The sequence below is a fragment of the Pseudonocardia ailaonensis genome, assembly GCF_039531635.1.
GTDB lineage: Bacteria > Actinomycetota > Actinomycetes > Mycobacteriales > Pseudonocardiaceae > Pseudonocardia > Pseudonocardia ailaonensis.
This window is the reverse complement of sequence record NZ_BAAAQK010000001.1, coordinates 304,286-328,838: the sequence shown is the minus strand read 5'-3', so window position 1 is coordinate 328,838 and position 24,553 is coordinate 304,286. Positions and strand designations below refer to the sequence as shown.

Here is a 24,553-nt window from a genome sequence, read left to right as displayed (position 1 = left end):
AGGACCGACGTGAACGACGTAGTACTGAGGAACGCCTCCATCGCGGACGGCACGGGCTGCTCCTCCTTCCGCGGTCACCTCGCGATCAAGGACGGCCGCATCAGCGAGGTGTCGCTCGACGTCGGGCGGGTGCCGTCGGGCACCGAGGTCGTCGACGTCGACGGGCTGACGGTCTGCCCGGGCTTCATCGACATGCACCCACACTCGGACATGGCGGTCGTGCAGCCCGGCGACCACTCCGCGAAGCTCGCCCAGGGCGTGACGACCGAGCTCGCGGGCCAGGACGGCCTGAGCCTGGCGCCCATGCGACGCACGGGCCGGTTCCGGCTCCCGCTGATGGTCGAGTCGATCTACGGGCCGGTCGACGACACCAACAGCTCCTGGGAGACGGTCGGCGAGTACCTCGACGTCGTCGACCGCGGGGTGCAGGCGAACCAGGCCTACGTCGTGCCGCTGAGCAACGTGCGGTGCCACGTCATGGGCTACGACCAGCGACCGCCGACCCCCGACGAGCTGCAGGCCATGCGGGACCTGGTGCGCACCGGGATGCTGGAGGGCGCCGTGGGCGTCTCGACGGGGCTCACCTATCCGCCCGGCTCGTTCGCCGACAAGGCCGAGCTCATCGAGATCTGCACGGTCGTCGCGGAGCTCGGCGGGTTCCACGACACCCATCAGCGCAGCTACGGCCACCGCGCGTACGAGGCGTACGAGGAGGTCGTCGAGATCTCCGAGGCCAGCGGCTGCGCGCTGCACCTCGCCCACGCCGAGATCGACTTCCCCGAGAACTTCGGCCGCGACCGCGACCTCATCCGGCTGATCGACGACGCGGGGCGGCGCGGCGTCGAGATCTCCTTCGACATCCTGCCCTACGACCAGGCCAACACGATGCTGGCCGCGATGCTGCCCAGCTGGGTCCACGCCGGCGGCCCCGAGGAGACCCTGCGGCTCCTGCGCGACCCCGACGCACGGCGCAAGATCGCGCACGAGATGGAGGTCATCGGCTCCGACGGCGCCTACGGCGTGCCGATGGGCTGGAACCTGTTCGAGATCAGCTCGAGCGGCTCGGGGGAGCAGTGGGTCGGCATGCGGGTCGACGAGGCGGCGGCCGCGGCCGGCAGACCGACCGCGGAGTTCTACTTCGACCTGCTGATCGCCGACGAGCTCGACACCATGACCCTGATCCACATGGGCTACGAGCAGCACGTCGCCAACATGATGCAGCACGCGGCGTTCACGGCCGGTTCGGACGGCAACCTGCGGGGCCAGAAGCCCCATCCCCGCGGCTGGGGGACGTTCCCGCGCTACCTGGGCCGGTACGTGCGCGAGAGCGGCCACCTCCGGCTCGAGGAGTGCATCGCCCACATGACCTCGGTGCCGGCGCGGGTGCTCAAGCTCAGGGACCGGGGGCTCGTCGCCGAGGGCTACGCGGCCGACCTCGTCGCCTTCGACGCCGACACCGTCCTCGACACCGCCACCTACGACGACCCCCGCACGGCACCGATCGGCATCCCGCACGTGCTGGTCAACGGGGTCTTCACCGTGCGCGACGGCGTCACGTCGGAGGTTCGCGCCGGTCACGCGCTGCGGCGCGGCCGCGACACCTACCACCGGCCCGCCTGAGGCCCATCCCTGCGCACCACCCCGGACCGCCCGCGACCGCGGGCGACCCGGGCGCACTCGAGGAGACAGTTCGTGGAACGCATCATCACCAAGGTCGCCCTGTTCGGGCTCGGCAAGGTCGGGGCGCTCGTCGCCGTCATGCTCGGCGAGGCGGGGTTCACGGTCGTCGGCTACGACACCTCGCCCCGGACCGATCTCGGCTTCGACGTCGAGCCCCTCGACGTGCGCGACGGCGACGGCCTGCGGGAGTCGCTGAGCGGAGTCGACGCCGTGGTCTCCTGCCTGCCCTTCCACCTCAACATCGACGTGGCCGAGGCCGCGCACGACGCGAAGGTCCACTACTTCGACCTGACCGAGGACGTCCCGACGACCAACCGGGTCATCGAGCTGGCCGCGGGCAACCCCGCGGCCGCCTTCGCGCCCCAGTGCGGGCTGGCCCCCGGGCTGATCGGGATCGTCGGCGCCTCGATCGCGAAGACGTTCGACGAGGTCCGGTCCATCGAGCTCAAGGTCGGCGCGCTGCCGCAGAACCCGACCGGACTGCTCGGCTACGCCATCAACTGGTCGCCCGAGGGCGTCGTCAACGAGTACCTCAACGACTGCGAGGTCGTCCGGTCGGGCCACCGGCAGATGGTGCCGGCCATGACGGAGAAGGAGCGGGTCCTGATCGGCGGCATCGAGTTCGAGGCCGCGCTGACCTCGGGGGGTCTCGGCACGATGTGCGCGACGTACGAGGGCTCGGTGCGCCGGCTCGACTACAAGACCCTGCGCTACCCCGGGCACTTCGACCAGATGCACTTCCTGTTCGATGAGCTCAACCTGCGCGACCAGCGGGAGGTGGTGGGCCGCATGATGATCGACGCCAAGCCGCCGGTCGACGACGACGTCGTCTACGTCCACGCGGCGGTCGAGGGCATGAAGCACGGGGCCCCGCTGCGGGAGAACTTCGTCCGCGGCTACAAGCCGCTCACGATCTCCGGTCGTGCCTGGCGGGCGATCTCCTGGACCACCGCCGCGTCGGTCGTCGGTGTCGTGGAGCTGGTCGCCGACGGCGTCCTGCCGCAGACCGGTTTCATCCGGCAGGAGGACATCGGGCTCGACCAGCTGCTGTCCACCCGGACGGGGCGCCACTTCGCCGAGCAGGGGCACCTGGCATGAGCGACGTCGCGACGCAGGCCGGGGAGATCCTCGACCGCCTCGGGGTGGCCGATCCCTTCGTCGGTGACGGCGACCTGGTCGCCCGCTCGCCGATCGACGGCAGCGAGATCGGCCGGCTCCGCTCGCACACGCCCGAGGAGGCGGCCCACGCGATCGGCCGCGCCCACGCGGCGTTCGAGCGGTGGCGCACCGTGCCCGCGCCGGTGCGCGGGCAGTTCGTCCGCGAGCTCGGCGAGCTGCTGCGCGAGCACAAGGAGGATCTCGGCGCGCTGGTCTCGATCGAGGCGGGCAAGATCGTCTCGGAGGGCCTCGGCGAGGTCCAGGAGATGATCGACATCTGCGATCTCGCGATCGGGCTGTCCCGCCAGCTGCACGGGCTGTCGATCGCGAGCGAGCGCCCCGGCCACCGGATGATGGAGCAGTGGCACCCGCTGGGCGTCGTCGGCGTCATCTCCGCCTTCAACTTCCCGGTCGCGGTCTGGTCGTGGAACGCCGCCCTGGCGTTCGTGTGCGGCGACGCCGTGGTGTGGAAGCCGTCGGAGAAGACGGTCCTGACGGCCCTCGGCTGCCAGGCCCTGGTGCTCGAGGCCGGGCGGCGGGCCGGGGTGCCCGACGGCCTGTCGGCGGTGCTGGTCGGTGACCGCACGGTCGGCGAGGTGCTGGTCGACGACCCGCGGGTCCCGCTCGTCTCGGCGACCGGATCGACCCGCATGGGCAGGCAGATCGCGCCCCGCGTGGCCGCGCGCCTCGGGCGCACGCTGCTCGAGCTCGGCGGCAACAACGCCGCGGTCGTCGCGCCGTCGGCCGATCTCGATCTCACGGTGCGCGGCGTCGTGTTCTCCGCGGTCGGCACGGCCGGCCAGCGGTGCACCTCACTGCGCCGCGTCATCGTCCACGAGTCCGTGAAGGACGAGCTGGTGTCCCGGCTCGCCGCGGCCTACGCGACGCTGCCGATCGGCTCCCCCCTGGAGCCCTCGACCCTCGTCGGCCCGCTGATCGACGAGGCCGCGTTCCGGGCGTTCGACGAGGCCCTGGCCCGGGCCCGCGCCGACGGCGGCGAGCTCGTGACCGGTGGCACGCGGGCCGCCGTCGACGGGGGCGGGTTCTACGTCCGCCCCGCGATCGTTGACATGCCCGCCCAGACCGAGATCGTCAGGGCCGAGACGTTCGCCCCGCTGCTCTACGTCCTGACCTACGGCGACCTCGACGAGGCGCTCGCCCTGCACAACGAGGTCGCGCAGGGCCTGTCGTCGTCCATCTTCACCCTCGACGTCCGCGAGGCGGAGACCTTCCTGTCCGTCGTCGGCTCGGACTGCGGCATCGCCAACGTCAACATCGGCCCCTCGGGCGCCGAGATCGGCGGGGCGTTCGGGGGCGAGAAGGAGACCGGCGGTGGCCGCGAGTCCGGCTCCGACGCGTGGCGGGCCTACATGCGCCGGGCGACGAACACCGTCAACTACTCCAGGGAGCTGCCGCTCGCGCAGGGCGTCGAGTTCGGCTGAGGGCCGAGGTGGCGGCCTACCGCTCCTCGGTGCTCGGGTCGAACAGCACCAGCGGGATCACGCGGTCGGTCCGCGCGCCGTAGTCGTCGTACTGCGGCCAGACCGCCGTGGCGTGCGGCCACCAGTCGGCCCGCTCCTCGGGCGTCGCCGTCCGGGCGCGCAGCGCCATGACCTTCGGCCCGTCCTGCAGGAGCACCTCGGGCTCGGCGACCAGGTTCAGGTACCACTGCGGGTGCTTCGGGCCGCCCCCGGTCGAGGCGACCACGGCGTACCGGCCCTCCCGCTCGATGCGGACCACCGGGGTCTTCCGCAGCTTGCCGGACCTCCGGCCGCGCGTGGTGAGGATGACGCACGGCTGCCCGTCGAAGGGCCCGCTGTACGGGTCGCCCGTCTCCTCGTACCGCCGCACGTGGTCCTCCACGAACTGCGCGGGGCTCGGCTCGTAGTCACCGGTGAGAGCCATCGGTCGTGCCTTCCTGTGGGGTGTGCCGCCCGGGGGTGACGTCTCGGTCAACTTCGGACCACCGTCCGGGTGCGTAGAACGGGGATGAGCGCGGTGTAGACAAGGGCGAGTGCCAGCGAGGCGCAGCCCATGACGGTGAAGAAGGGGCCCCGGTTCCCGACGGAGAAGAAGTCGGCGCCGAGGGTGCCGCCGAGCGCGCTGCCGACCGAGACCGCGAGGTACAGGACCGCGACCATCTGCGCAGCGAAGGCGGCCGGAGCCAGGGTGGTCGCCGCGGAGAGCCCCATCGGGTAGAGCAGGAAGATCCCCAGGCCGGCCCCGACGACGTAAGGGACCAGGGAGAGGAGGGGAACGGTGCCCGGCGCCATACCGGCGAACGGGAGGAAGCTGAACAGGGCGAGGGCGATCGCGGTGAAACCGATCGGTGCCTTGACCGTCGGCGGGATCGTGAGCTTGTTCCTCGACCACAGGGCGGCGAAGACGATCGACAGCACCACCTCGGCCAGCGGGAGGGCGGACTTGACCCAGGGCGTCGGCACCGTGAAGTTGCCGATGCGGCGTTGTGCGAGGACGTCCGCGTAGACGACCAGGATGGTGTTGGCCGCGAGGGCGAAGGCGGCGGCGCACGCGAACCAGATCGGAATGAACGCGATCACCCGGGATCGCTCGCGCGACACCCGCGTGCTCGTGAGCATCATGACGAAGTATCCGACCGCGGCGAGCGCGCTCAGGACTGTGAGGACCGTGGACAGGTTGCCGCCGTCGACCAGGCCGGTCAGAGCGACCACGACCACCGCGACGACGGTGGCCGCCGTGGCTGCCGCGGCCCGCACGCGGCCGGACCGTGGCAGCGGGTTGCGGGGGTCGCCCGTGGGCAGACGCTGGCGCATCGCCACGTAGTAGGCGAGCCCCAGGGCCATGCCGACCGCGGCGGCGCCGAAGCCGTAGTGGAAGCCCTTCGTGGACTGCAGCCAGCCGACAGCGATCGGACCGGCCACCGCCCCGACCGTGATCCCGGCGTAGAAGACCGAGAAGCCGGCGTCCTTGCGGGGGTCCTCGTCGGCGTACAGCTCGCCCACGATGGCCGACGACGTGGCTTTGACGCCGCCCGCTCCCAGCGCGACGCAGACGCAGCCGACGAGCACGCCGGCCCGGCCGGGCAGGAGGGCCAGCCCCGCGTGCCCGACCATCACGACGACCGCGCTGCCGAAGAGGACTCGTTCGTACCCGAACAGCCGGTCGGCGAGCCAGGCACCGATGATCGTCGAGAAGTAGACCGCCCCGACGTAGGCGCCGGTGATGCTCAACGCCGTGGGCGTCGGGTAGCCGAGACCGCCGTCGGTGACGGAGGTATAGAGGTAGATCGTCAGGAGGGACTGCATCCCGTAGAAGGAGAACCGCTCCCAGGTCTCGATGGAGACGAGGTTGGTGAGCGCGAGGGGATGGCCGAGGACCTCCCTCCCGGCCCGCCGGGCGACCTCACTCATGCGCGTTGTCCGGCAACGGGTGCGCCGGTCAGCGCACGCAGTCCGGCCCGCACCTCGTCGACGAAGAGCGCTGGCTGCTCCATCGCGGCGAAGTGCCCGCCGGGCGACGGCTCGGTGAAGTAGCGCAGGTCGGGGAAGCGGGTCCGGGCCCAGCGTTCGGAGGCGACGAGCGCGTCCTTCTGGAACGCCGAGTAGGCGGTCGGGATCTCGACCGGCGTGAAGTCGGCGAAGTCGTTCTCGTAGCTCTCCCAGTACAGGCGGCCCGCGGACGTGGCACACGCGTTGAACCAGAAGACGCTGATGTTGTCCAGGAGGTGGTCTCGGCTCACGGCGTTCTCCGGGTGGCCCCCGCAGTCGGTCCACACCCGGAACTTCTCGAGTATCCAGGCGCACTGACCGGCGGGGGAGTCGGTCAGCCCGTAGCCGAGCGTCTGCGGGCGGGTGGCCTGCTGGACCGAGTAGCCGCTCTCCCACTTCCGGTAGGTGTCGATGAGCCCGAGCTGCGCCTGCTCCTGCTCGGTCGGCTCGCCGAGGGCCAGGAGCGCACCCGGGTCGCAGATCGCCAGGTTCAGGTGGATGCCCTGCACGGCGTGGGACTGCCGGATGCCCAGGCTCATCGTGATGCGCGAGCCCCAGTCGCCGCCCTGCGCGACGAACCTGTCGTAGCCGAGCCGCGCCATCAGCTCGACCCACACCTCGGCGATCTTGTCCACGCCCCACCCGGTGCGCGTCGGCTTGCCGCTGAACCCGTAGCCGGGCACGGACGGCACGACGACGTGGTAGGCGTCCGACGCGTCCCCGCCGTGGTTCGTCGGGTCCCGCAGCGGCTCGATGACGTCCAGGTACTCCGCGACCGAGCCCGGCCACCCGTGCGTGATGATCAGCGGTGTGGCGTCCGGGTGCGGGGACGGGGCGTGGACGAAGTGGATGTCCACACCGTCGATCGTGGTGAGCCCCTGGGGAAACCGGTTGATCCGGGCCTCGAAGCGCCGCCAGTCGTACTCCGTCCGCCAGTACTCGCAGACCTCCTGCAGGTAGCCGAGCGGGATTCCCTGCGACCAGTCGTCGACCGTCTCCCGGTCGGGCCACCGCGTCCGGGAGAGGCGCTCGCGGAGGTCGGCGATGTCGCTCTCGGGGACGGAGACCTCGAAGGGCGAGACGAGAGGGGAAGTGGTGGACATGACGGGACCGGCTCCTCTGCGCTGAGTGGGTCGACCTCTGGCGGTCGGGTTAGAGCGAACCGCCGGCGTCGACGAGCTGCGTCGAGCCGGTGATGTAGCGGCCGCCGTCGGAGACGAGCAGCATGACGACCTCGGTGACGTCCTCGACCTCGATGGCCGGCACGTCCATGCGGTTCATGGCCCGCGCGGCGACCTCGAAGTCCGCGCGGTCCGGGTTCTCCAGCTCGGGCCGGAACAGGCGGAAGACGGAGTCGTTGAGCACCATCTCCGTGGCGACCGTCGTCGGGTGCACCGTGTTGACCCGGATCCCCTGCGGGGCGAGCTCCTTGGCCAGCACGCGCATCAGGCCGACGAGCCCGGCCTTGGCGGCGGAGTAGTGCGCGGTGTTCTCGGTCGCGCGCACCGCGGCCAGCGAGCTCGTGAGGACGACCGACCCGCCCCGGCCCCCCTTCTCGATGTGGGGGACACCGGCCCGCAGCGTCTTCCAGACCCCGGTCAGGTTGACGTCGATCATGTCCTGCCAGACCTGCTCGGACATCTCCAGCGTGGGCGCGGGGCCCGAGATGCCGGCGTTGGCGATGACGATGTCGAGGCGGCCGAAGCGGGCGACGCCCTCGTCGGTCACGCTCTGCAGACCCGCCAGGTCCCGGACGTCGACGGACCGGGCGAGGATCCGGCCGCCCACGGCCTCGACGGCCTTCACCGTCTCCTCCAGGTCCTCCTTCGACGCCAGGGGATAGGGGACGGTGGCGATGGACTCCGCGGTGTCCACGCCGATGATGTCCACACCGGCCTCGGCGAGGCGGAGGGCGTGGCTGCGGCCCTGGCCCCTCGCGACACCGGTGATGAACGCGACCTTGCCGGCCAGTCCTGTCACGATCTCTCCTTGCGACGGTGGAAGGGTGGTGCTCGCCGACGCCGGTCGCGGCGCGCAGGAGGCGCGGAGGCGGTGGGCGAGAGCGACGGCGCCCCGGACACGGGCCGCATGCTCCCTGTCCCGAAGTCCGGGCGAGGAGACGGTATATCGTACTACTCTGGTACGCAACTAGCTGTCGCCGGAGTGCCGGAGCCGGTGCGGGGGAGCTCCCCGTGTCGCGGCGCGGGCCGGCGCGCCTGAGGAGGGCACGTGCAGATCGGGATCACCGCGACCGACGTCGACCGCGTGATCGAGGACGCCCGCACCGCCGAACGGCTCGGGTTCGACCTCGTGGGCTGCGGGGAGCACCTGTTCTTCGGGTCGCCGACCCCGAACCCGTTCGTCGAACTGGCCGCCGCGGCTGCGGTGACCTCGCGGGTACGCCTGGTCTCCACGGTCGCGCTGCTGCCGCTCTACCCCGCGGCGCTGGTGGCGAAGATGTCCGCCTCGCTCGACCGCGTCTCGGGTGGACGTTTCGAGCTCGGGGTCGGCGCGGGTGGGGAGTTCCCGCCCGAGTTCGCGGCCGCGGGCGTCGATCCCGCGTCCCGGTTCCGCCGGCTCGACGAGGGGTTGCGGCTGCTCAGGGGCCTGTTCGACGGGGGACCGACCACGTTCGCGGGCGAGTTCGCCTCGGTCGACGGGCTCGCGCTCGACCCGCCGCCGGTGCAGCCCGGCGGGCCGCCGATCTGGCTCGGTGGGCGCCGGTCGGGCGCCATGCGCAGGGCGGGCCGCTACGCCGACGTGTGGATGCCGTACATGGTCGACCCGGCGGCGATGCGGAGGACGCTCACGGAGGTCCGCGAGCACGCGGTCGCGGCCGGCCGTCCCGAGACCTCGGTGACCGGCGCCCTCTTCGTGTGGGCGGGTGTGGACGCCGACGGCGACCGCGCCCGGCGCGTCGGGACGGAGACCGTGAGCAAGGGGTACCGGCAGGACTTCGCCGGCCTCGCGGACCGCTACCTGGCGCTCGGCACGCCGCAGGAGGTGGCCGCCCGGTTCCTGGAGTTCGCCGAGGCGGGGGCGACCAGGGTGCTCGTGCAGCCGGCGTGCCCGCCGCAGGAGCGGGACGCCATGGTCGAGGCCCTGGCCGACGCCGTCCTGCCGCTGGTGCGGTCGGCGGTCGGGTGAGCGGCCCGCCCCGGCCGTGTGGACCACGGCCGGGGCGGGAGCGTCAGGCCTGCACCGCGACACGGTCCGCCGCGGGCTCGCCCCGGTAGCCGCTCGAGGCGTCGATCAGCCCGTCCTGGATCGCCGCGATGCGCAGTGCCAGAACCTGCGAGTAGATCCGGGCCGCCTGGAGCTGCCCGACCATGAACCACAGGCCGTCTTGCCCCGAGTGCCGCCACACGCTGCTCATCTCCCCGTCCGGGGCCACGCCGTAGACCGGGAGGCACCGGTCCGCGATCGGTCCGAGCAGGTCCCGGCTCGAGTCCAGGACGCCGTGGTACCCCGTCGCCAGGACGACGAGGTCGGCGGGCAGCGCCGTGCTGTCCGTGAGGACGATCCCGTCCGGGGTGAACCGCTCGACCCCGGCCCCCTGCTGCACGGCGATCTTGCCGTCGGCGATCAGCCCGGACGCGCCGACGTCGATGTAGTAGCCCTCGATCCCCAGCAGGTGCTTGGCCATGAGGCCCTGGCCGTCCGGCCCGAAGTCGAGCGCGAACCCGGCGCGGCGGAGCCCCTCGTGCAGCTCCCGGTCGGCCTCCGCGGCGATCCGGGTCGGCTCGACGGCCAGCGACGGCGAGATCCCGAACGGCGCCGAGGCGGCCAGGAGGTCGGCATCGGCGGTCGACGGGCCGCCCTCCAGGTAGAACGGCAGGAAGGTCGAGTACCAGGTGTCCGACCGCACGACGTAGGTGCTGGAGCGCTGGACGAGCGTCACCTCGGCGCCCTGCTCGTACAGGTTCTGCGCGACGTCGTGCCCGCTGACGCCCGCCCCGACGACGACGGCGCGCCTACCCTGCCAGGCCGCGCCGCCCCCGAACGCGGAGGAATGGACGACCTGGCCCGCGAACTCCGCGCGGCCGGGGAGCTCGGGGATCGCGGGTGCCCCGTTCAGGCCTCCGGCCAGGACGACGTGCCGCGGTCGCAGGACCCGCTCGGAGCCGTCCGCGCGCCGCACGGTGACCGACCAGCTGCCGTCCGCCTCGTCCCGGGTGAGCTGCGCGAGGGTGGACGAGGTCCAGACGTTGAGCTCCATGGCCTCGGCGTAGTACTCGAGCCAGCCCGCGAACTTGTCCTTCGGGGTGAACTGCGGCCAGCTCTCGGGGAAGGGCAGGTATGGCAGGTGGTCCATGCCGACCGGGTCGTGCAGGGTCAGGCTGGGGTACCGGGAGCGCCAGTTGTCGCCGATGCGGGCGTTGCGCTCGACCACCAGGGTGCTCACGCCGAGCCGGCCGAGCCGGGCCGCGACGGCGAGCCCGCACTGGCCGCCGCCGACGACGAGGACCTCCGGGTCGGTCGTGGCGAAGTCGGTCTCCGCGCGGCGCCGGTCGGTCCAGGTGATCCGGCCCGGGACCTCGCGGTGCTGGGTCCCCAGCGGCCTCCGCGACCCCACCGCCTCCTCCCGGCCCCGCAGCTCCTGCAGGGAGGTGAGGACGCCGAGGGCGCGCCAGGGCCCGTCCGCGCCCTCGGAGGACCCGCTCGTCGGGGTCCGACCCTCGGAGCCGGGCAGGAGGCGCACGAATCCGCGGCCCGAACCCGCCGCGGTGGCGAAGTCGAACCAGGCGACGATCTGCGCGGGATCTCCCGCGACGACCTGGACCACCGATCTGGGGGAGAGGTCGAACGCGGTCGCCGCGGTCTGCAGTGTGTGGTCCTCGACGGCGGCCCGGACGGCCTCGGTGCCGACGAAGCTCCTGATGTCCCAGGTGAAGGCGAGGAGATCCCGCCACCAGCCGCCGGGCTGCAGGAGGGTGTCGACGAGCTCCGGCGCCCCCGCGACCGCACGCCCGAAGCGCGCCACCCATTCCCTGGCGATCTCCTCGGCCTGCTCTGGACTCGTCATCTGATCTCCTTCGATCTGCGTGACACGTCGCCCCGACCGACGACGCCGGAACGATAGCGGACGGATCTGGTACGTAATAGGGCGTTCAGGTCGGGAGCGACGCGCCGCCGGTGGGGCCGGTAGCCTGGCGTCGCTCCGGTGGTCGGAGCGTGCTGGGGCCGGGGAGGGCACGATCTCGGAAGCCGTGAGCAGCGGGACCGGTCGGAGGGCTCGCCGCAAGGGCGTGTCCGTCGAGCGGATCGTCGACGTGGCGATCGAGGTCCTCGCCCAGGGCTCGGTGGACTCCCTGACCACCCGCGAGGTCGCCCGCCGGCTCTCGATCTCCCAGCCCACGCTCTACAGCCACGTCAGCGGCCTCGACGAGATCCGCACCCTCGCCGCGATCAGGGGCGTGACCGAGCTCAGCGGGCGGGTCCGGGCGGCGGTGCGAGGGCTGTCGGGCGACGTCGCGCTGGTGGCGATGGCGCGGGCCTACCGGGGCTACGTGCGGGAACACCCCGCGCTCTACATGCTCCAGCAGCGCGCGCCCTGGCCGCCCGAGTTCCAGGAGCAGGGGCTGGCGGCAGCCGAGCCGGTTCGGGAGGTCCTCCGCACCTACGGGCTCACGGAGGCTCAGGTCGTCCACGTCCACCTGGTCTTCCGCACCTCCATCCACGGGTTCGTCGACCAGGAGATCAACGACGCGATCTCGGACGTCTCGGACCCGGACACGAGCTTCGAGTACTTCCTCGCGATCCTGGCCGCCGGCATCCGTTCCCTGGTGAGCGGTCCCGATCATGGTTGACCGGGACCGGGGCCTCGCGGCCTGACCTCGACCGGGCTGCGCTCGGACGGAGGCTTGACGACCCCGGCGGGAATGCTACTGTCCTATCAGCGATAGCAAAAGGGTCTCCGCTGGTCCCGCTCTCACGTCTGCCGCGCCGATCGTCACCTCCGTCGGAGGTGCCCGGCTGCATCCGTACCCCGCAGTATCCGTACCCCGCAGTGAACGCCGTTGTTCCGAAGGGAATCCCGACATGACACCTGTCTGCGGACGAACCGTCCCCGTGGCCCACCCCTGCTCGCGTCGCCAGGTGCGACCGTGAGCGCGCCGGAGGCGGTACCGGTGGACAGTGCCCGGCTCGATCGCCGGGTCGCGCTGAAGATCATCCCCTTCGTCTTCCTGCTGTTCTTCGTGGCGTACACGGACCGGATCGCCCTGTCCTACGCCGGGCCGGCGGGCATGAACTCCGACCTCGCGCTGACCTCGACGGCGTTCGGGTTCGCGGCGGGGATCTTCTTCCTCGGCTATCTCCTGGTGGAGATCCCCAGCAACATCATCATGCAGCGGGTCGGGGCGCGCCGGTGGCTGGCCCGGATCATCCTCAGCTGGGGCATCGTCCAGGTGGCGATGGCGTTCGCGCCCAACGCCGAGATCCTGTACGTGCTGCGCTTCCTCCTCGGCGTCGCCGAGGGCGGGTTCGCGCCGGGCGTCATCCTCTACCTGACGCTCTGGTTCTCCAGCGCCTACCGCGGCCGGGCGCTCAGCCGGTTCCTCGTCGCCCCGGTCACCGCGTCCATCGTCGGTGCCCCGCTCGCGATCGGGCTGATCGCGGCCGGGAACTCGGCCCAGCTGTTCGGGCTGAGCGGCTGGCGCTTCCTGATCCTCGTCACGGGTGTGCCCGCGGTCGTCCTCGGCGTCGTGACCTGGTTCTATCTCGCCGACGGCCCGGAGAAGGCGCGCTGGCTCTCGCGGGCCGAGCGCGACGACATCGCGACGCGGCTCGCGGACACCCAGGGCCACGAGGTGAACACCGGCGGCGTCAAGGCGGCGCTGCGGGACCGCCGGGTCTGGCTCCTGGGCCTGTGCAACTTCAGCTTCGTGTACGGCGGCTACACGCTCACGTTCTTCCTGCCGACGATCGTCTCCGGCTTCCAGGCCCAGTTCAACGTGTCCTTCACGCAGATCCAGGGGGCGCTGCTGATCGCGGTGCCGTTCGCCGTCGGCGGCGCCGCGCAGCTGTGGTTCGGCCGACACACCGACCGGCGCGGCCACATCGGCGCCCACATCGCCGCCGCGTGCGCCTTCGGCCTGGTCGGCGGGCTCGGTGCCACGCTCGCCCGCGACCCGTACACCCTGATCGCCTTCATCTGCCTGATGGCCGTCGGCATCTACGCCGGTGGCACGCTCGCGCTGATCCTCGTGTCGAACCTCTACGTCGGGCCGGGCTCGGCCACCGCCATCGCGCTGGTCAACTCGATCGGCGTCCCGGCCGGCTTCGCGGGCCCGTACCTGACCGGCTGGCTCCGCGACCTGACCGGCGCGGAGAGCATCGGGCTCATCCTCGTCACGGTGCTGCTGGTGATCTCCGGAGTCATCGGCATCGTCTTCGACCGCCGTCGCCGCACCCCGTCCGCCCCGGCGCCACACCAGGAGGCCGTGTGACCGCATCCACCGACGCCCCGCCCTGGGAGCGCTACCCCCACCAGCCGATGGACGAGGACGACGTCGCCCTCTACGAGGGCTGGCTGGTCCGGGAGCTGCGGCTGCCCCGGTGCGGGCGGTGCCGCCGCTGGCACACCCCGCCCCGGTCGCTGTGCCCCTTCTGCTGGTCGGACGAGCTGGCGTTCACGCCGCTGAGCGGCCGGGGCATCGTCCACCTGGCGATGGTGCTGCACGTGGGTCCGCCCGCGCCCGGCGTCGAGTACCCCTACCCGCTCGTCACCGTGGAGCTGGCGGAGCAGCCCGGCCTGCGGTTCACCAGCACGGTGGTCGACGGCGACGCCGACCCCGCGGTGATCGGCTCGGCCGTCGAGCTGGTGTGGATCGACCGCGCGGGTGCACCCTTCCCGGCCTTCCGCACGACCAGTGGGGGAAACGCTTGACGCACAACGACATCCAGGACGTCGTCGCGATAGCCGGGGTGGGCTCCACCGGATACACGCGGCGGACCGGCCGGACGGCCCGCGCGCTCGCCGCCGAGGCCGCGGTGGCCGCGATCACCGACGCCGGTCTGGCCCGGGAGGACATCGACGGCGTCATCTCGTCGGCGGGCATGGGCAGCTGGCTGCTGTGCCCACCGGGAGCGGCGGAGATGGTCGCGATGCTGCGCCTGCCGGGGGTGACCTGGTTCGCCGACGGCGCCCCGGTCATGGTCAGCCCGATCATCGACGCCATGAACGCCATCCACTCCGGCGTCTGCGACACGGTCCTGGTGTACCACTACAACTACCGGTCGCCGTTCAACTCCCGGGCCCTGGCGGAGGACCCGTTCCGGCGCTCCGTGCGCGCCTACGACGACCTGCCGCCCGAGAGTCCGCGCAACGCCGCGGCGTACGCGGCGTGGGCCGGCCGGTTCCTGCAGGAGAACCACGTCGAGCGGACCCAGCTCGGGCGGATCGCGGTCAACAGCCGTACCAACGCCGCTGACAACCCGCTCGCCGCGATGCGGACGCCGCTGACGATGGAGCAGTACCTCGACGCCCGCCTGGTCCGGGAACCACTGGGCATGTTCGACATGGACCTGCCCGTGGACGGCGCGGAGGCGTTCGTGCTGACCCGGGTGGACCGCGCACGGGACCTGCCGCGTCCGCCGGTGCTGGTCCACGCCGCGGTGCAGGGGCTGGTGGAGACCGCCGGGGACGAGGAGCAACTGCCGTCGCTGGCGCGGCACGGGCAGGACGTCGTGACCGAGCAGCTGTGGAAGCGCAGCGCGCGCGGGCTCGCCGACGTCGACCTCGCCTACGTCTACGACGGGTTCACGGTCATCACGCTGTCCTGGTTCCAGAAGCTCGGCTGGTGCGGGCCCGGCGAGGTGTCGGGCTTCCTCGACCGGCACTGGGTCCCCGACCAGGGCCGGCTGCTGATCGACGGGCGGGTCCCGGTGAACCGCCAGGGCGGGATGCTCTCCGAGGGGGGTTCCCAGGGGGCGGGCTTCGTGCGGGACGCGGTGCACCAGCTGCGGGGGACCGCCGGGTCGCGGCAGGTGGCGGGGGCACGGACCGCCCTGTGCGCGATCGGTGGGTTCTTCTACAACTCCCAGGCCATGGTCCTGGTGAACGACGAAGGGACGCGGTGATGACCGCATTGTCCGCAGATTCCGGAGACTCCTTCCTGAGCGGGATTCGGGTGCTCGAGATCGCCGACGAGCTGGGGGAGTACTGCGGCAAGCTGCTCGCCGGTCTGGGCGCCGACGTGGTCAAGGTCGAGCCGCCCGGTGGCGAGGTCACCCGCGGGTACGGACCGTTCCGGGGCGACGTCGAGGACGTCGAGGACAGCCTGCACTTCTGGCACTACAACCACGGCAAGCGCAGCGTCGTGCTGGACCTCGACACCGACGGGGGCCGGCGGCGGTTCGGCGAGCTGGCCGCGGTCGCGGACGTCGTCCTGGACACCCGCAGGCGCGGTTACCTGGAGGAGCGGGGGCTCGGGGCCGACCGGCTGCGGGCCGCGCGGCCGGAGCTGGTCACCGTCCGGATCAGCCCGTTCGGGGACACCGGGCCGTGGGCCGACCGCGAGGCCGGTGACCTCGTCCACCTCGCCCTGGGCGGGGTCGTGATGAACTGCGGCTACGACCCCGGCCCGGCCGGCGAGTACGACACCCCGCCGATCGCCCCGCAGATGTGGCAGTCGTACCACATCACCGGCGAGATGGCCGTCATGGCGATCCTGGGCGCGCTGACCCATCGCCTCGACAGCGGAGCGGGCCAGCATCTCGACGTCAGCGTGCACCAGGCCGTCAGCGCGAACACCGAGACGGACATCCCGGACTGGGTGATGCTGCGCCAGGAGCACCACCGGCTCACCGGACGACACTCGATGCCCGCCTCGTCGGTGCCGTCGTTGGCGCTCACCAAGGACGGCCGGTACGTCATGCCCTACCGGACCTACCTGAAGAGCTTCGCCGCGAACTGGGAGGCGCAGCTGCGGGTGCTGCGCAAGTTCGGCATGCAGGCGGACCTCGACGCCCCCGAGTTCCAGGACGAGGACTACCGCTACGTCCCGCGCAACGCCGCCCGGATCAACCAGGTGCTCGACGAGTTCGTCGGCCGGATGCTGTTCGACGCCGACATCTGGCGGGACGCCCAGGCCGAGGGGCTGCCCTGGGCCCCCGTGCGCCGGCCGGAGGAGAACGCCGACGACGAGCACTGGCGCGCGCGGGGCACCTTCGTCGACGTGCGGCACCCGGAGCTCGACGAGACCTACACGTACGTGGGATCGAGGTGGTACTGCCCCGACGTCCCCTGGGTGGTCGGGACGAGGCCGCCGCGCCTCGGCGAGCACGCCGACGAGGTGGCGGCCGAGTGGGCCGCGCCCCGCGCCGCGGTGGAGCCGGCCGAGCGTCCGGCGCGCACGACCGCCCGCACGACCAGCGCCACGGGTGCGCCGTTCGCGCTGGCCGGGGTCCGGGTCCTGGACCTCAGCTGGATGCTGGCGAGCGCGGGCTCGGGGCGTTTCCTCGCCGCGCTCGGCGCCGAGGTGATCAAGGTCGAGCACGAGTCCCGGTGGGACGCGGTGCGGTTCGGGCAGGGCATGGCCCCGCCCGGCGGCCGGGCCCAGCGCGACGCGGCCACCGAGGCGATTCCGACCCCCGAGCCGACGGGGCCGGACTGCAACGGCATGTTCATGGAGGTCAACTCGGGCAAGCTCGGGATGTCGCTCGACCTCAAGCACCCGCGGTCGCGCGCCGTGCTCGAGGACCTCGTCCGGGCGTCCGACGTCCTGGTCGAGGGCTTCTCGCCCGGCACGATGGAGCGGATGGGCCTCGGCTACGCGCGGCTCGCGGAGCTCAACCCGCGCATCGTCTACGTGCAGCAGTCCGGGTTCGGCCAGTACGGCACGTACGGGCAGGCCCGCGCGTTCGGGCCCACCGCGCAGGCGTTCTCCGGTCTCACCGAGATGTCCGGGCTGCCGGAGCCCTTCCCCCCGGCCGGGATCGGGTACTCCTATCTGGACTGGTTCGGTGCCTACAACATGGCCAACGCCGTCCTGGCCGGGATCTACCGCCAGCGGCGCACCGGGGAGGGGTGCTACATCGATGCCTCGCAGACCGAGATGGGCATCTACCTGGCCGGCACGGCGATCCTGGACCACTCGGTGAACGGGCGGCGGTGGCAGCGCCACGGAAACACCTCGCCCTACAAGGCGGCCGCCCCGCACGGCGTCTTCCGGACCCGGGGCACCGACCGCTGGATCGCGCTGTCGGTCTTCACCCCGGAGCAGTGGGCCGGACTGGTCGAGGTCCTCGGCGAGCCGGCCCTGGCGGACGAGCGCTTCGCCACCCCCGCCGGACGGCTCGCCGCCGCCGAGGAGCTCGACGGCCTGGTCGCCGCCGCCGTCCGGAACCACGAGGGCCGGGCGTTGATGGACGTCCTGCAGGAGCGGGGTGTCCCCGCCGGGGTCTGCCAGACCGTCGAGGACCGCTACGACCTCGATCCGCAGCTGCGGCACCTGCAGTGGACGGTGGAGCTGCCGCAGCCCGCGATCGGCACCTGGCCGATCCGGCAGCTGCCCGTCGCGCTCGGCGCCACGCCGGCCGACGCCGGCGGGCCCTACGGGCGGTCCGGCCCGAGCTACGGGCAGGACACCGACCACGTCCTGCGGGAGGTCCTCGGGTACGAGGCCGCCCGGATCAGTGAGCTGCGCGCCGACGGCGCCGTCTGAGCGGCGAGAAGGAGAAGGAGGACGCAATGTCGCGACTCGAGTGGAAGTTCGGTGACGTCCGGGTGGCCCAGGTGACGGAGAACGTCATCCCGATGCCCGTCGAGGCCATCTTCCCCGGCCACACGGTCGAGCAGGTGCTGGCGCACAAGGACTGGCTGTACCCGCACTTCATCGACGCCGAGGGGCAGCTGCTGCTGCACATCCAGTCGCTGCTGGTGGAGTCGGCGGGCACGAGGATCGTGGTGGACACCTGCTTCGGCCCGGAGCCGCCGGAGGACTTCGCCATCGGCGCCGTGCCCGGCACGAAGTTCCTGGACGACATCGCCGCGGCGGGTTTCGAGCGCCACGACGTCGACCTCGTGGTCTGCACCCACCTGCACGTGGACCACGTCGGGTGGCACTCGATGCGCGAGGGCGACCGGTGGGTCCCGACCTTCCCGAACGCGCGCTACATCGTCAGCGCGCCCGCCCTCGAGGTCTGGAAGGCCCACGATCCCGAGGAGACCGCGTCCCACGGCCGGCGGGAGGCACTGGACACGGTGCTCGACGCGGGCCTGGTGGACGCGGTCCCCGTCGACCACCGGCTCACCCCGGAGGTCCGCCTGCTCTCCACGCCCGGGCACACGACCGGGCACGTGGCCGTGCTGATCGAGTCCGGGGGCGAGCGCGCCCTCGTGACCGGCGACCTCAGCCACCATCCGGTGCAGTGGGCCGAGCGGGACTGGGGACAGGCGGCCGACCACGACGTCGCCGAGGCGATCCGCACCCGCGAGTGGCTCATGGACGAGTACGGGGACACGGACCTGACGGTGATCGGCTCGCACTACACGGGACCGGTCCTCGGCCGTCTGTCCACGAAGGAGGGCGGGCGGTTCGTCGCGGTGTGACGTGCTCGCAGCGGAACGGGCCCGGGGTGGACGTCCACCCCGGGCCCGTTCCGCGTCCTCAGGGTCGCGCGGGCCGGCGGACGCCGAGCGAGGGGAGGGTCTCCGGCTCGCGGTAGGCGTCCCGCAGCACGCGCTTGTAGAGCTTGCCGGTCTCCTGCCGGGGCAGCTGGTCCATGAAGTCCACGGTGCGCGGGACCTTGTACGCCGCCAGTGTCTCCCGGGCGAACCGGGTGAGCTCCTGCGCCAGCGCGGCCTCGTCCGCCCCGGCCGCCGGCTGCACCACCGCCTGCACACGCTCGCCCATCTCGTCGTCCGGCACGCCGAAGACCGCGACGTCCGCCACGGCCGGATGCCGGATGAACGTGTCCTCGATCTCCTGGGGGTAGATGTTCACCCCGCCGGAGATGATGGTGAAGGAGAGCCGGTCGAGCAGGTAGACGTAGCCGTCCTCGTCGAGGTGGCCGATGTCCCCGCTCTGCGTCCACAGTGGATGCTCCGGATGCCGCGTCGCCTCCGTGCGCTCGGGGTTGTTGTGGTACCGGAACGGCATGTGGTCCCGCTCGAAGTAGATCAGGCCCGCCTCGCCGCGGGGCAGCTCGCGCCCGTCGGCCGGATCGCAGATGTGGGGGACGCCCAGGATCGGGCGGCCGACGGTGCCGGGGTGGGCGAGCCACTCCTCGCTCGTGCAGCACGTCAGGCCGGTGAACTCGGTGCCGCCGTAGTACTCGACGAGCACCGGGCCCCACCACTCGATCATGGCCCGTTTGACGCTCGGCGCCACGGGACCGGCGCCGTGGACGGCCGTGCGCTGCGAGGAGAGGTCGTACCTCGACCGCACCCCCGCGGGAAGCTTGAGCATCCGGACGAACATCGACGGCACCCACTGGCCGGTCGTCACGCCGAGCTCCTCGACGAGAGCAAGCGCGCGCTCCGCGTCGAACTTCCTCATCAGCACGGCGGTGCCCCCCAACGAGTGGGTGGCGCTGGTGTAGCAGAGGGGCGCCGAGTGGTAGAGCGGCGCCGGGGTGAGGAAGACGCTGGTCCGGTCCAGGCCGTAGATCGCCTGTGCGGACGCGTCCACGGCGAGAGGGGAGTCGAAGGGGGCGTCCGGGAGGGGGCGGCGGATCCCGAGCGGGCGGCCGGTGGTGCCGGACGAGTAGAGCATCCAGTCGCCCATGCGCTCGTCGTCGGACACCGGCCGGGCGGGTTGGGCGGCGAGGGCGGCGTCGAAGTCCTCGACACCGGCCACGGGTGCGCCGGCGGCGAGGAGCATCCGCAGCGGCGGCGGTGCCTGCGCCAGCCCGAGCGCGACGGCGATGGAGGACGAGACGACCAGTCCCTGCGCCCCGCTGTCGGCGAGCAGGTAGGCCAGCTCGTCGGACGTGGAGTACTTGTTGATCGGGACGAGGTACATCCCGCTGCGCAGCACCCCCCAGACGACCTGGTGATAGCGCAGGTCGGTCTCCATCAGGACCGCGACGGTGTCGCCCGCGCCCAGCCCCGCCGCGTGCAGCACCTGCGCGAAGCGCATCGACGCGTCGTCGAGCTCGCGGTAGGTGATCCGCTCGCCGGTGTCCCCGATGATCGTCGCCGGCTTGTCGGGCGTGCGGGCGACGCTCTCACAGAAGGTCATGTCCGAGTGCTCCTCGACGGCGGTGTCGGCAACGGCTCCGCATTCATGATCCGCTCCCGGACCGGCTCCACGTGTCCTCGCTCCATGCCCCCACCTCGTCCCACGCCAGTGTCGCGGCCTCGAGGCGGGGGGCGAAGGCGTGCCAGACGTGCACGACGTCCGGCCACCTGCGCTCGGTCACCTCGACACCCTGTGCGCGCAGCGCGCCGGCCAGTGCCGCGGCGTCGGGAGCGAGTGTCTCCGCGTCGCCGTACTGCAGGAGTACCGGCGGCAGGCCGCGCAGGTCGAGCCCCGCGGGCGAGACCTCGGCGGCCGGCCGGCCGGCCCGGTACAGCTCGACCATCTCGACCAGCTGCCAGGCCATGATCATCGGATCGAGGTCGGAGTCCGCCGGCGGCGAGCCGGCCACCGACCCGAGATCGGACCAGGGCGAGAGCAGGACCGCTCCCGCGGGCATCGGCAGACCGGCGTCCCGGGCCCCGGCGAGGGCCGCCAGCACCAGCCCGGCGCCGGCCGAGTCGCCGCTGACCAGGACCCGGTGCGGTGCGCACCGCGCCACGACGCGCCGGTACACCGCCACGAGGTCGTCGACCGCCGCGGGGAAGGGGTGCTCGGGGGCTAGCCGGTAGCGCGCCGCCAGGACCTCGGCGCGGCAGGCGCGGGCCAGCCCGGCCGTGACCGACCGCGCGGTCGCCGGGGAGCCCATGACGAAACCGCCCCCGTGCACGTGCAGGACGAGCCGGTCGGCCCGCGGCTCGTCGGGGACGATCCGCTCCCCGTCGGGGTCGGGGGCGATCCGGACACCCGGCTGTTCCGCGCCGACGGACGCCTCCAGCGACGCCCGGCGGTCGGCCAGTGGCGACCCGGGCCCGGGACGCCCGCGGAGCAGCGCGGCGCGGAGCCGGCCGATCGGCGTCGTCGCCGTGTCCATCAGGCGGTCCCGGCGAGGGCGGCGAGCGCGGCGTCGTCCCGGTCCAGGCGAGCGGTCCGGCTGCGCAGCAGGTCGACGGTGGCGTGCAGGGCCACCGCCGGCCGGGTCTCGACGACGGGGAGCCGGCCGAGCGCGCGGGCGGCCCGCGAGGAGTACGGCGCGGCGACCTCGTCGGGGGACCCGACGGTGAGCGATCCCGTGCCCGTCCAGATGCGCTGGTACTCGGTGCGGGCGTGCATGGCGACGGGGTAGTCGGCGTCCGGCTCGTCGCCGACGCCGGGGATGTACTTCCAGTGCAGCCGCACCATGTCCCGGCCCGCGGCGGCGATCCGGTCGAAGGTGCGCTCGGCGGCCGGTGTCATGGCCGAGCAGGAGCCCGACAGCAGCGGGGAGCCGTACTCCGCCACCGAGAACCCGAAGCTCTCGCGGGAGACGTCCGCGTCGGGGATCTGGCCGTGGATCTTGGGGGTGCCGAGGAACTCGCGCCCGACGATGATCGGCGCGCAGTCGGACTCCCAGATGACCAGCCCGAGCGGTGCGGCGACGGCGTGCCCGGCGCGGCGGTAGATCGCGGACGCGTAGACGGAGACGAGGTTGTACCCGCGCCCGCCCATCCAGGTCATGTTGCGGCACTGCTGGTAGTTCACGGTCACGACCGGCCGGTCGGGGACCTCGAGGCCCGGCGGGACCAGCGGTTCGAGCGCCTCGCGTTCGGTCACGAAGCCCAGGGCCGCACCGTGGACGGTGTAGCCGAGCTCGTCGTCGCGGGCCGGCGAGGGGCCGAACGCCACCGGCATGTCGTAGCGCACCCCGGTGTGCAGGCGGTAGCTCACGGCCGGGTCCCTCCGGCGGCCAGCAGCGCGCGGCCGAGCGCCTCGGACAGCTCGGTCTCGTCCCCGTACCAGCTGCGCAGCGCGAGCGACCGCATGTAGTAGCGGTGCAGCGGCAGCTCCTTGGTGAACCCGATGCCGCCGTGCAGCTGGATCGCGTCCTCGCAGACCGAGGGCCCGAACTCCGAGCAGTACGCCTTCGCGGCCATCGCCGCGGCCGAGAACTCCTCCAGGGGCAGCCCGGCGGCGTCCTCCGCGGCGGCGCGGCACACGTTCTCCGCGACGACGGTGCGGGCCGTGGCGGTGGCGGCGATGTGCTTGACGGCCTGGAAGGTGCCCACCGGCTTGCCGAACTGCTTGCGCACCTTGACGTACGCCACGGCGTCGTCGACGGCCCGCCGGGCGAGGCCCGCGAGCTCGGCGGCCAGCAGCAGCCGCGTCCACGCCCTGATCCGCACGATCAGCCGCCGCGCGGCCTCGCCCTCGGCGAGCGGGAGGAGCGTGGTGCCGGGGGCGACGGTCACGGCGGCGAAGCGGGAGCCGTTGGGCTGGATCTCGATCGGGTCCACGCGCAGGCCGGGCGCCGGCGCCTCGACCAGGGCGACCGCGGGCTCGGGACCGTCCGCGACGAGGACGAGGACGTCGGCCTCACCCGCGGACCGCGCCATCCCGACCGTGCCCTCGATCCCCGAGGGGCCGGTCTCGAGGCCCTGCAGCAGGTCACGCCACTCCAGCGACGCCCCGCCGTCGGCCAGGGCCACGCGCCGCTCACCGACCACGGCGTCGCGCAGCAGCGCGCCGGCACGCGGGTCGAGTCCGTCCGGGAGCTGCTCGAGCAGCAGCCCGGGCAGCAGGCACTGCTCCAGGACCGGCCCGGTCACGAGCCGTTCGCCGAACAGCGTGAAGAGCGGCACGAGGGCGGCCGGGCCGAGCCCGAGCCCGTCGGCGGACTCCGGCGCGCAGACCGCGAACGCGCCCAGGTCCGCCAATCCCTGCACGAGGTCGGCGGAGTCGGCCGGGTCGGCGGAGTCGAACCTCCTCGCCTGGTCGTCGTCGGTCGCGTGCTTGTCGAGGAACTGCCGGACGGCGTCGCGCAGCTCGAGTGCGACGGCGGTGGTCTCGTGCTCAGCCACGGGGGAGCCCCAGCATTCGTTCGGCGATGATGGTCCGCTGGATCTGCGAGGTCCCGCCGTAGATGCTGGCGGCCCGCGAGTAGTAGTGCTCCTTGGTCCAGCGGGAGGTGTCCAACCCGCGCACCGCGGTCGTGGTCGTCCGACCCGGCCCGACGAGGTCGACCAGCGAGGCGAAGATCCGCTGCTCGAGCTCGTTGACGGTCAGCTTGTCCACGGAGTCCATCGGGTTCGGCCCGGGGGAGGTGACGAGGCGGTCGATCGTCCGCCGCGTCTGGGCCTCCAGGGCCCGTGCGGCGACGGCGGCACGGCCCAGCCCCGCCGCGACCCGCGCGGAGGGGGAGGCGCCCGCCTGCTCGTAGTGCCCGCACAGCTCGGCGGCCGCGTCCTGGACGCCCACGGAGAACTCGATCTGCCGGCGCAGGGTGTACCAGCCCCGCTCGGTGCTCAGCGTGTCCTGCGCGATCGGCCACCCGCCGTCGACCTCGCCGACGAGGTTCGCGCGGGGCACCCGCACCGAGTCGAAGAAGACCTCGCCGAACTCCGTGTCGCCGGTCATCTGCACCAGGGGCCGGACGCTGATCCCCGGCGAGCTCATGTCCACGAGGAGGTAGCTGATCCCGCGGTGGCGGGACCCGGTGTCGCCGGTGCGCACGAGGAGCGCGCACCACTGCGCATAGGGCGCCCAGCTCGTCCACACCTTCTGGCCGTCGACGACGAAGTCGTCACCGTCGGGCACCGCACGGGTGGACAGCGACGCCAGGTCCGAGCCGGCGTCCGGCTCGGAGAAGCCCTGGCACCAGATGTCCGCTCCGGAGAGCAGCCGGGGCAGCAGTGTCCGGCGCTGCTGGTCGGTGCCGAACTTGTCGATGCTGGGCCCGACGACGTCGAGCCCGATCAGGCCGATCGGCTGCGGGGCGCCCGCGCGCGTGAGCTCCTCGGAGAACGCGAGCTGGTGCCAGGGGCTGAGCGCCTGCCCGCCGGCGTCGCGCGACCAGGTGATGCCGACCCACCCGGCCTCGTGGAGCGTGCGCTGCCAGTCGCGCAGCACCCGGAACCTGCCGTCGAGGTCCAGCGGCACCGTCGGGATGGTGGCCCTGCGGAGCCAGTCCCGGGCTCGCTCCCGGTACTCGCCGAGGTCGGGAGAGTGCACCGAGTTCGACAT

Annotated in this window: 20 protein-coding genes; 10 read left to right on the top strand and 10 right to left on the bottom strand. The window is 72.6% G+C overall.

What is annotated here, in order from left to right:
• Positions 1-9 precede the first annotated feature (9 nt).
• From ABD324_RS01460 to amaB, 3 genes are all read left to right on the top strand, one after another.
• Complete coding sequence (locus ABD324_RS01460; RefSeq protein ID WP_344411663.1) at positions 10-1,620, top strand: N-acyl-D-amino-acid deacylase family protein; 1,611 nt, start codon at positions 10-12, stop codon at positions 1,618-1,620.
• A 72-nt stretch (positions 1,621-1,692) separates the two neighbouring features.
• Positions 1,693-2,778 carry a saccharopine dehydrogenase family protein gene (locus tag ABD324_RS01455; RefSeq protein ID WP_344411662.1) on the top strand — a complete coding sequence of 362 codons (1,086 nt, stop codon included), beginning with the start codon at positions 1,693-1,695 and terminating at the stop codon, positions 2,776-2,778.
• Positions 2,775-4,280, top strand: a complete 1,506-nt coding sequence (amaB, locus tag ABD324_RS01450) for an L-piperidine-6-carboxylate dehydrogenase (RefSeq protein ID WP_344411661.1) — start codon at positions 2,775-2,777, stop codon at positions 4,278-4,280. The genes ABD324_RS01455 and amaB overlap by 4 nt, the downstream gene beginning before the upstream one ends.
• 16 nt (positions 4,281-4,296) lie before the next feature.
• On the opposite strand, the gene ABD324_RS01445 is transcribed toward amaB, so the two are convergent.
• Genes ABD324_RS01445 through ABD324_RS01430 form a run of 4 tightly spaced genes read right to left on the bottom strand, consistent with a single transcriptional unit; the run spans position 4,297 to position 8,288 of the window.
• The gene (locus tag ABD324_RS01445; RefSeq protein WP_344411660.1) at positions 4,297-4,743 is read right to left on the bottom strand and encodes a nitroreductase family deazaflavin-dependent oxidoreductase; all 447 of its coding nucleotides are present in this window, start codon (positions 4,741-4,743) and stop codon (positions 4,297-4,299) included.
• A 47-nt stretch (positions 4,744-4,790) separates the two neighbouring features.
• Positions 4,791-6,230: a peptide MFS transporter gene (locus ABD324_RS01440; protein WP_344411659.1), complete on the bottom strand. Its 1,440-nt coding sequence runs from the start codon at positions 6,228-6,230 to the stop codon at positions 4,791-4,793.
• Positions 6,227-7,411, bottom strand: a complete 1,185-nt coding sequence (locus ABD324_RS01435; RefSeq protein ID WP_344411658.1) for an epoxide hydrolase family protein — start codon at positions 7,409-7,411, stop codon at positions 6,227-6,229. Before ABD324_RS01435 ends, ABD324_RS01440 begins: the two co-directional genes overlap by 4 nt.
• Before the next feature lie 49 nt (positions 7,412-7,460).
• Positions 7,461-8,288: a mycofactocin-coupled SDR family oxidoreductase gene (locus ABD324_RS01430; protein WP_344411657.1), complete on the bottom strand. Its 828-nt coding sequence runs from the start codon at positions 8,286-8,288 to the stop codon at positions 7,461-7,463.
• A gap of 249 nt (positions 8,289-8,537) precedes the next feature.
• On the opposite strand from ABD324_RS01430, the gene ABD324_RS01425 reads away from it, so the two are divergent.
• Positions 8,538-9,455, top strand: coding sequence for an LLM class flavin-dependent oxidoreductase (locus tag ABD324_RS01425; RefSeq protein WP_344411656.1), 918 nt, complete (start codon positions 8,538-8,540; stop codon positions 9,453-9,455).
• A 43-nt stretch (positions 9,456-9,498) separates the two neighbouring features.
• On the opposite strand, the gene ABD324_RS01420 is transcribed toward ABD324_RS01425, so the two are convergent.
• The gene (locus tag ABD324_RS01420) at positions 9,499-11,334 is read right to left on the bottom strand and encodes a flavin-containing monooxygenase (RefSeq protein ID WP_344411655.1); all 1,836 of its coding nucleotides are present in this window, start codon (positions 11,332-11,334) and stop codon (positions 9,499-9,501) included.
• A 184-nt stretch (positions 11,335-11,518) separates the two neighbouring features.
• Between ABD324_RS01420 and ABD324_RS01415 the strand changes: the two genes are divergently transcribed.
• The 6 genes from ABD324_RS01415 (at position 11,519) to ABD324_RS01390 (ending at position 18,864) form a co-directional block, all read left to right on the top strand.
• Positions 11,519-12,118: a TetR/AcrR family transcriptional regulator gene (locus tag ABD324_RS01415; RefSeq protein WP_344411654.1), complete on the top strand. Its 600-nt coding sequence runs from the start codon at positions 11,519-11,521 to the stop codon at positions 12,116-12,118.
• Positions 12,119-12,415: 297 nt separating this feature from the next.
• Positions 12,416-13,759 carry an MFS transporter gene (locus ABD324_RS01410; RefSeq protein WP_344411653.1) on the top strand — a complete coding sequence of 448 codons (1,344 nt, stop codon included), beginning with the start codon at positions 12,416-12,418 and terminating at the stop codon, positions 13,757-13,759.
• Positions 13,756-14,199 (top strand): Zn-ribbon domain-containing OB-fold protein, encoded by a 444-nt coding sequence (locus ABD324_RS01405; RefSeq protein ID WP_344411652.1) that lies wholly within the window; start codon positions 13,756-13,758, stop codon positions 14,197-14,199. Before ABD324_RS01410 ends, ABD324_RS01405 begins: the two co-directional genes overlap by 4 nt.
• Entirely contained in the window at positions 14,196-15,392 is a 1,197-nt protein-coding gene (locus ABD324_RS01400) for a thiolase family protein (protein WP_344411651.1), read from the top strand. The genes ABD324_RS01405 and ABD324_RS01400 overlap by 4 nt, the downstream gene beginning before the upstream one ends.
• On the top strand, positions 15,392-17,977 hold the full coding sequence (locus ABD324_RS01395; protein WP_344411650.1) for a CaiB/BaiF CoA transferase family protein: 2,586 nt from the start codon (positions 15,392-15,394) through the stop codon (positions 17,975-17,977). The genes ABD324_RS01400 and ABD324_RS01395 overlap by 1 nt, the downstream gene beginning before the upstream one ends.
• Before the next feature lie 26 nt (positions 17,978-18,003).
• Positions 18,004-18,864 (top strand): MBL fold metallo-hydrolase, encoded by an 861-nt coding sequence (locus ABD324_RS01390; RefSeq protein WP_344411649.1) that lies wholly within the window; start codon positions 18,004-18,006, stop codon positions 18,862-18,864.
• Between the two features lie 58 nt (positions 18,865-18,922).
• Here ABD324_RS01390 and ABD324_RS01385 read toward each other — a convergent pair whose 3' ends face one another.
• The 5 genes from ABD324_RS01385 to ABD324_RS01365 are packed head-to-tail and all read right to left on the bottom strand — an operon-like array spanning position 18,923 to position 24,553.
• Positions 18,923-20,497: an AMP-binding protein gene (locus tag ABD324_RS01385; protein ID WP_344411648.1), complete on the bottom strand. Its 1,575-nt coding sequence runs from the start codon at positions 20,495-20,497 to the stop codon at positions 18,923-18,925.
• A 43-nt stretch (positions 20,498-20,540) separates the two neighbouring features.
• Entirely contained in the window at positions 20,541-21,428 is an 888-nt protein-coding gene (locus ABD324_RS01380; protein ID WP_344411647.1) for an alpha/beta hydrolase fold domain-containing protein, read from the bottom strand.
• Positions 21,428-22,261, bottom strand: a complete 834-nt coding sequence (locus tag ABD324_RS01375; RefSeq protein WP_344411646.1) for an acetoacetate decarboxylase family protein — start codon at positions 22,259-22,261, stop codon at positions 21,428-21,430. Before ABD324_RS01375 ends, ABD324_RS01380 begins: the two co-directional genes overlap by 1 nt.
• Positions 22,258-23,391, bottom strand: coding sequence for an acyl-CoA dehydrogenase family protein (locus tag ABD324_RS01370; RefSeq protein WP_344411645.1), 1,134 nt, complete (start codon positions 23,389-23,391; stop codon positions 22,258-22,260). Before ABD324_RS01370 ends, ABD324_RS01375 begins: the two co-directional genes overlap by 4 nt.
• Positions 23,384-24,553: an acyl-CoA dehydrogenase family protein gene (locus ABD324_RS01365; RefSeq protein ID WP_344411644.1), complete on the bottom strand. Its 1,170-nt coding sequence runs from the start codon at positions 24,551-24,553 to the stop codon at positions 23,384-23,386. The genes ABD324_RS01370 and ABD324_RS01365 overlap by 8 nt, the downstream gene beginning before the upstream one ends.

Excerpts from the sequence above, each read along its gene's own strand:
- ABD324_RS01395 (WP_344411650.1), top strand. The coding sequence starts at position 15,392 with ATGACCGCATTGTCCGCAGATTCCGGAGACTCCTTCCTGAGCGGGATT.
- ABD324_RS01390 (WP_344411649.1), top strand. The coding sequence starts at position 18,004 with ATGTCGCGACTCGAGTGGAAGTTCGGTGACGTCCGGGTGGCCCAGGTG.
- amaB (WP_344411661.1), top strand. The coding sequence starts at position 2,775 with ATGAGCGACGTCGCGACGCAGGCCGGGGAGATCCTCGACCGCCTCGGG.
- ABD324_RS01435 (WP_344411658.1), bottom strand. The coding sequence starts at position 7,411 with ATGTCCACCACTTCCCCTCTCGTCTCGCCCTTCGAGGTCTCCGTCCCC.
- ABD324_RS01440 (WP_344411659.1), bottom strand. The coding sequence starts at position 6,230 with ATGAGTGAGGTCGCCCGGCGGGCCGGGAGGGAGGTCCTCGGCCATCCC.
- ABD324_RS01385 (WP_344411648.1), bottom strand. The coding sequence starts at position 20,497 with ATGACCTTCTGTGAGAGCGTCGCCCGCACGCCCGACAAGCCGGCGACG.
- ABD324_RS01420 (WP_344411655.1), bottom strand. The coding sequence starts at position 11,334 with ATGACGAGTCCAGAGCAGGCCGAGGAGATCGCCAGGGAATGGGTGGCG.
- ABD324_RS01445 (WP_344411660.1), bottom strand. The coding sequence starts at position 4,743 with ATGGCTCTCACCGGTGACTACGAGCCGAGCCCCGCGCAGTTCGTGGAG.
- ABD324_RS01365 (WP_344411644.1), bottom strand. The coding sequence starts at position 24,553 with ATGTCGAACTCGGTGCACTCTCCCGACCTCGGCGAGTACCGGGAGCGA.
- ABD324_RS01380 (WP_344411647.1), bottom strand. The coding sequence starts at position 21,428 with ATGGACACGGCGACGACGCCGATCGGCCGGCTCCGCGCCGCGCTGCTC.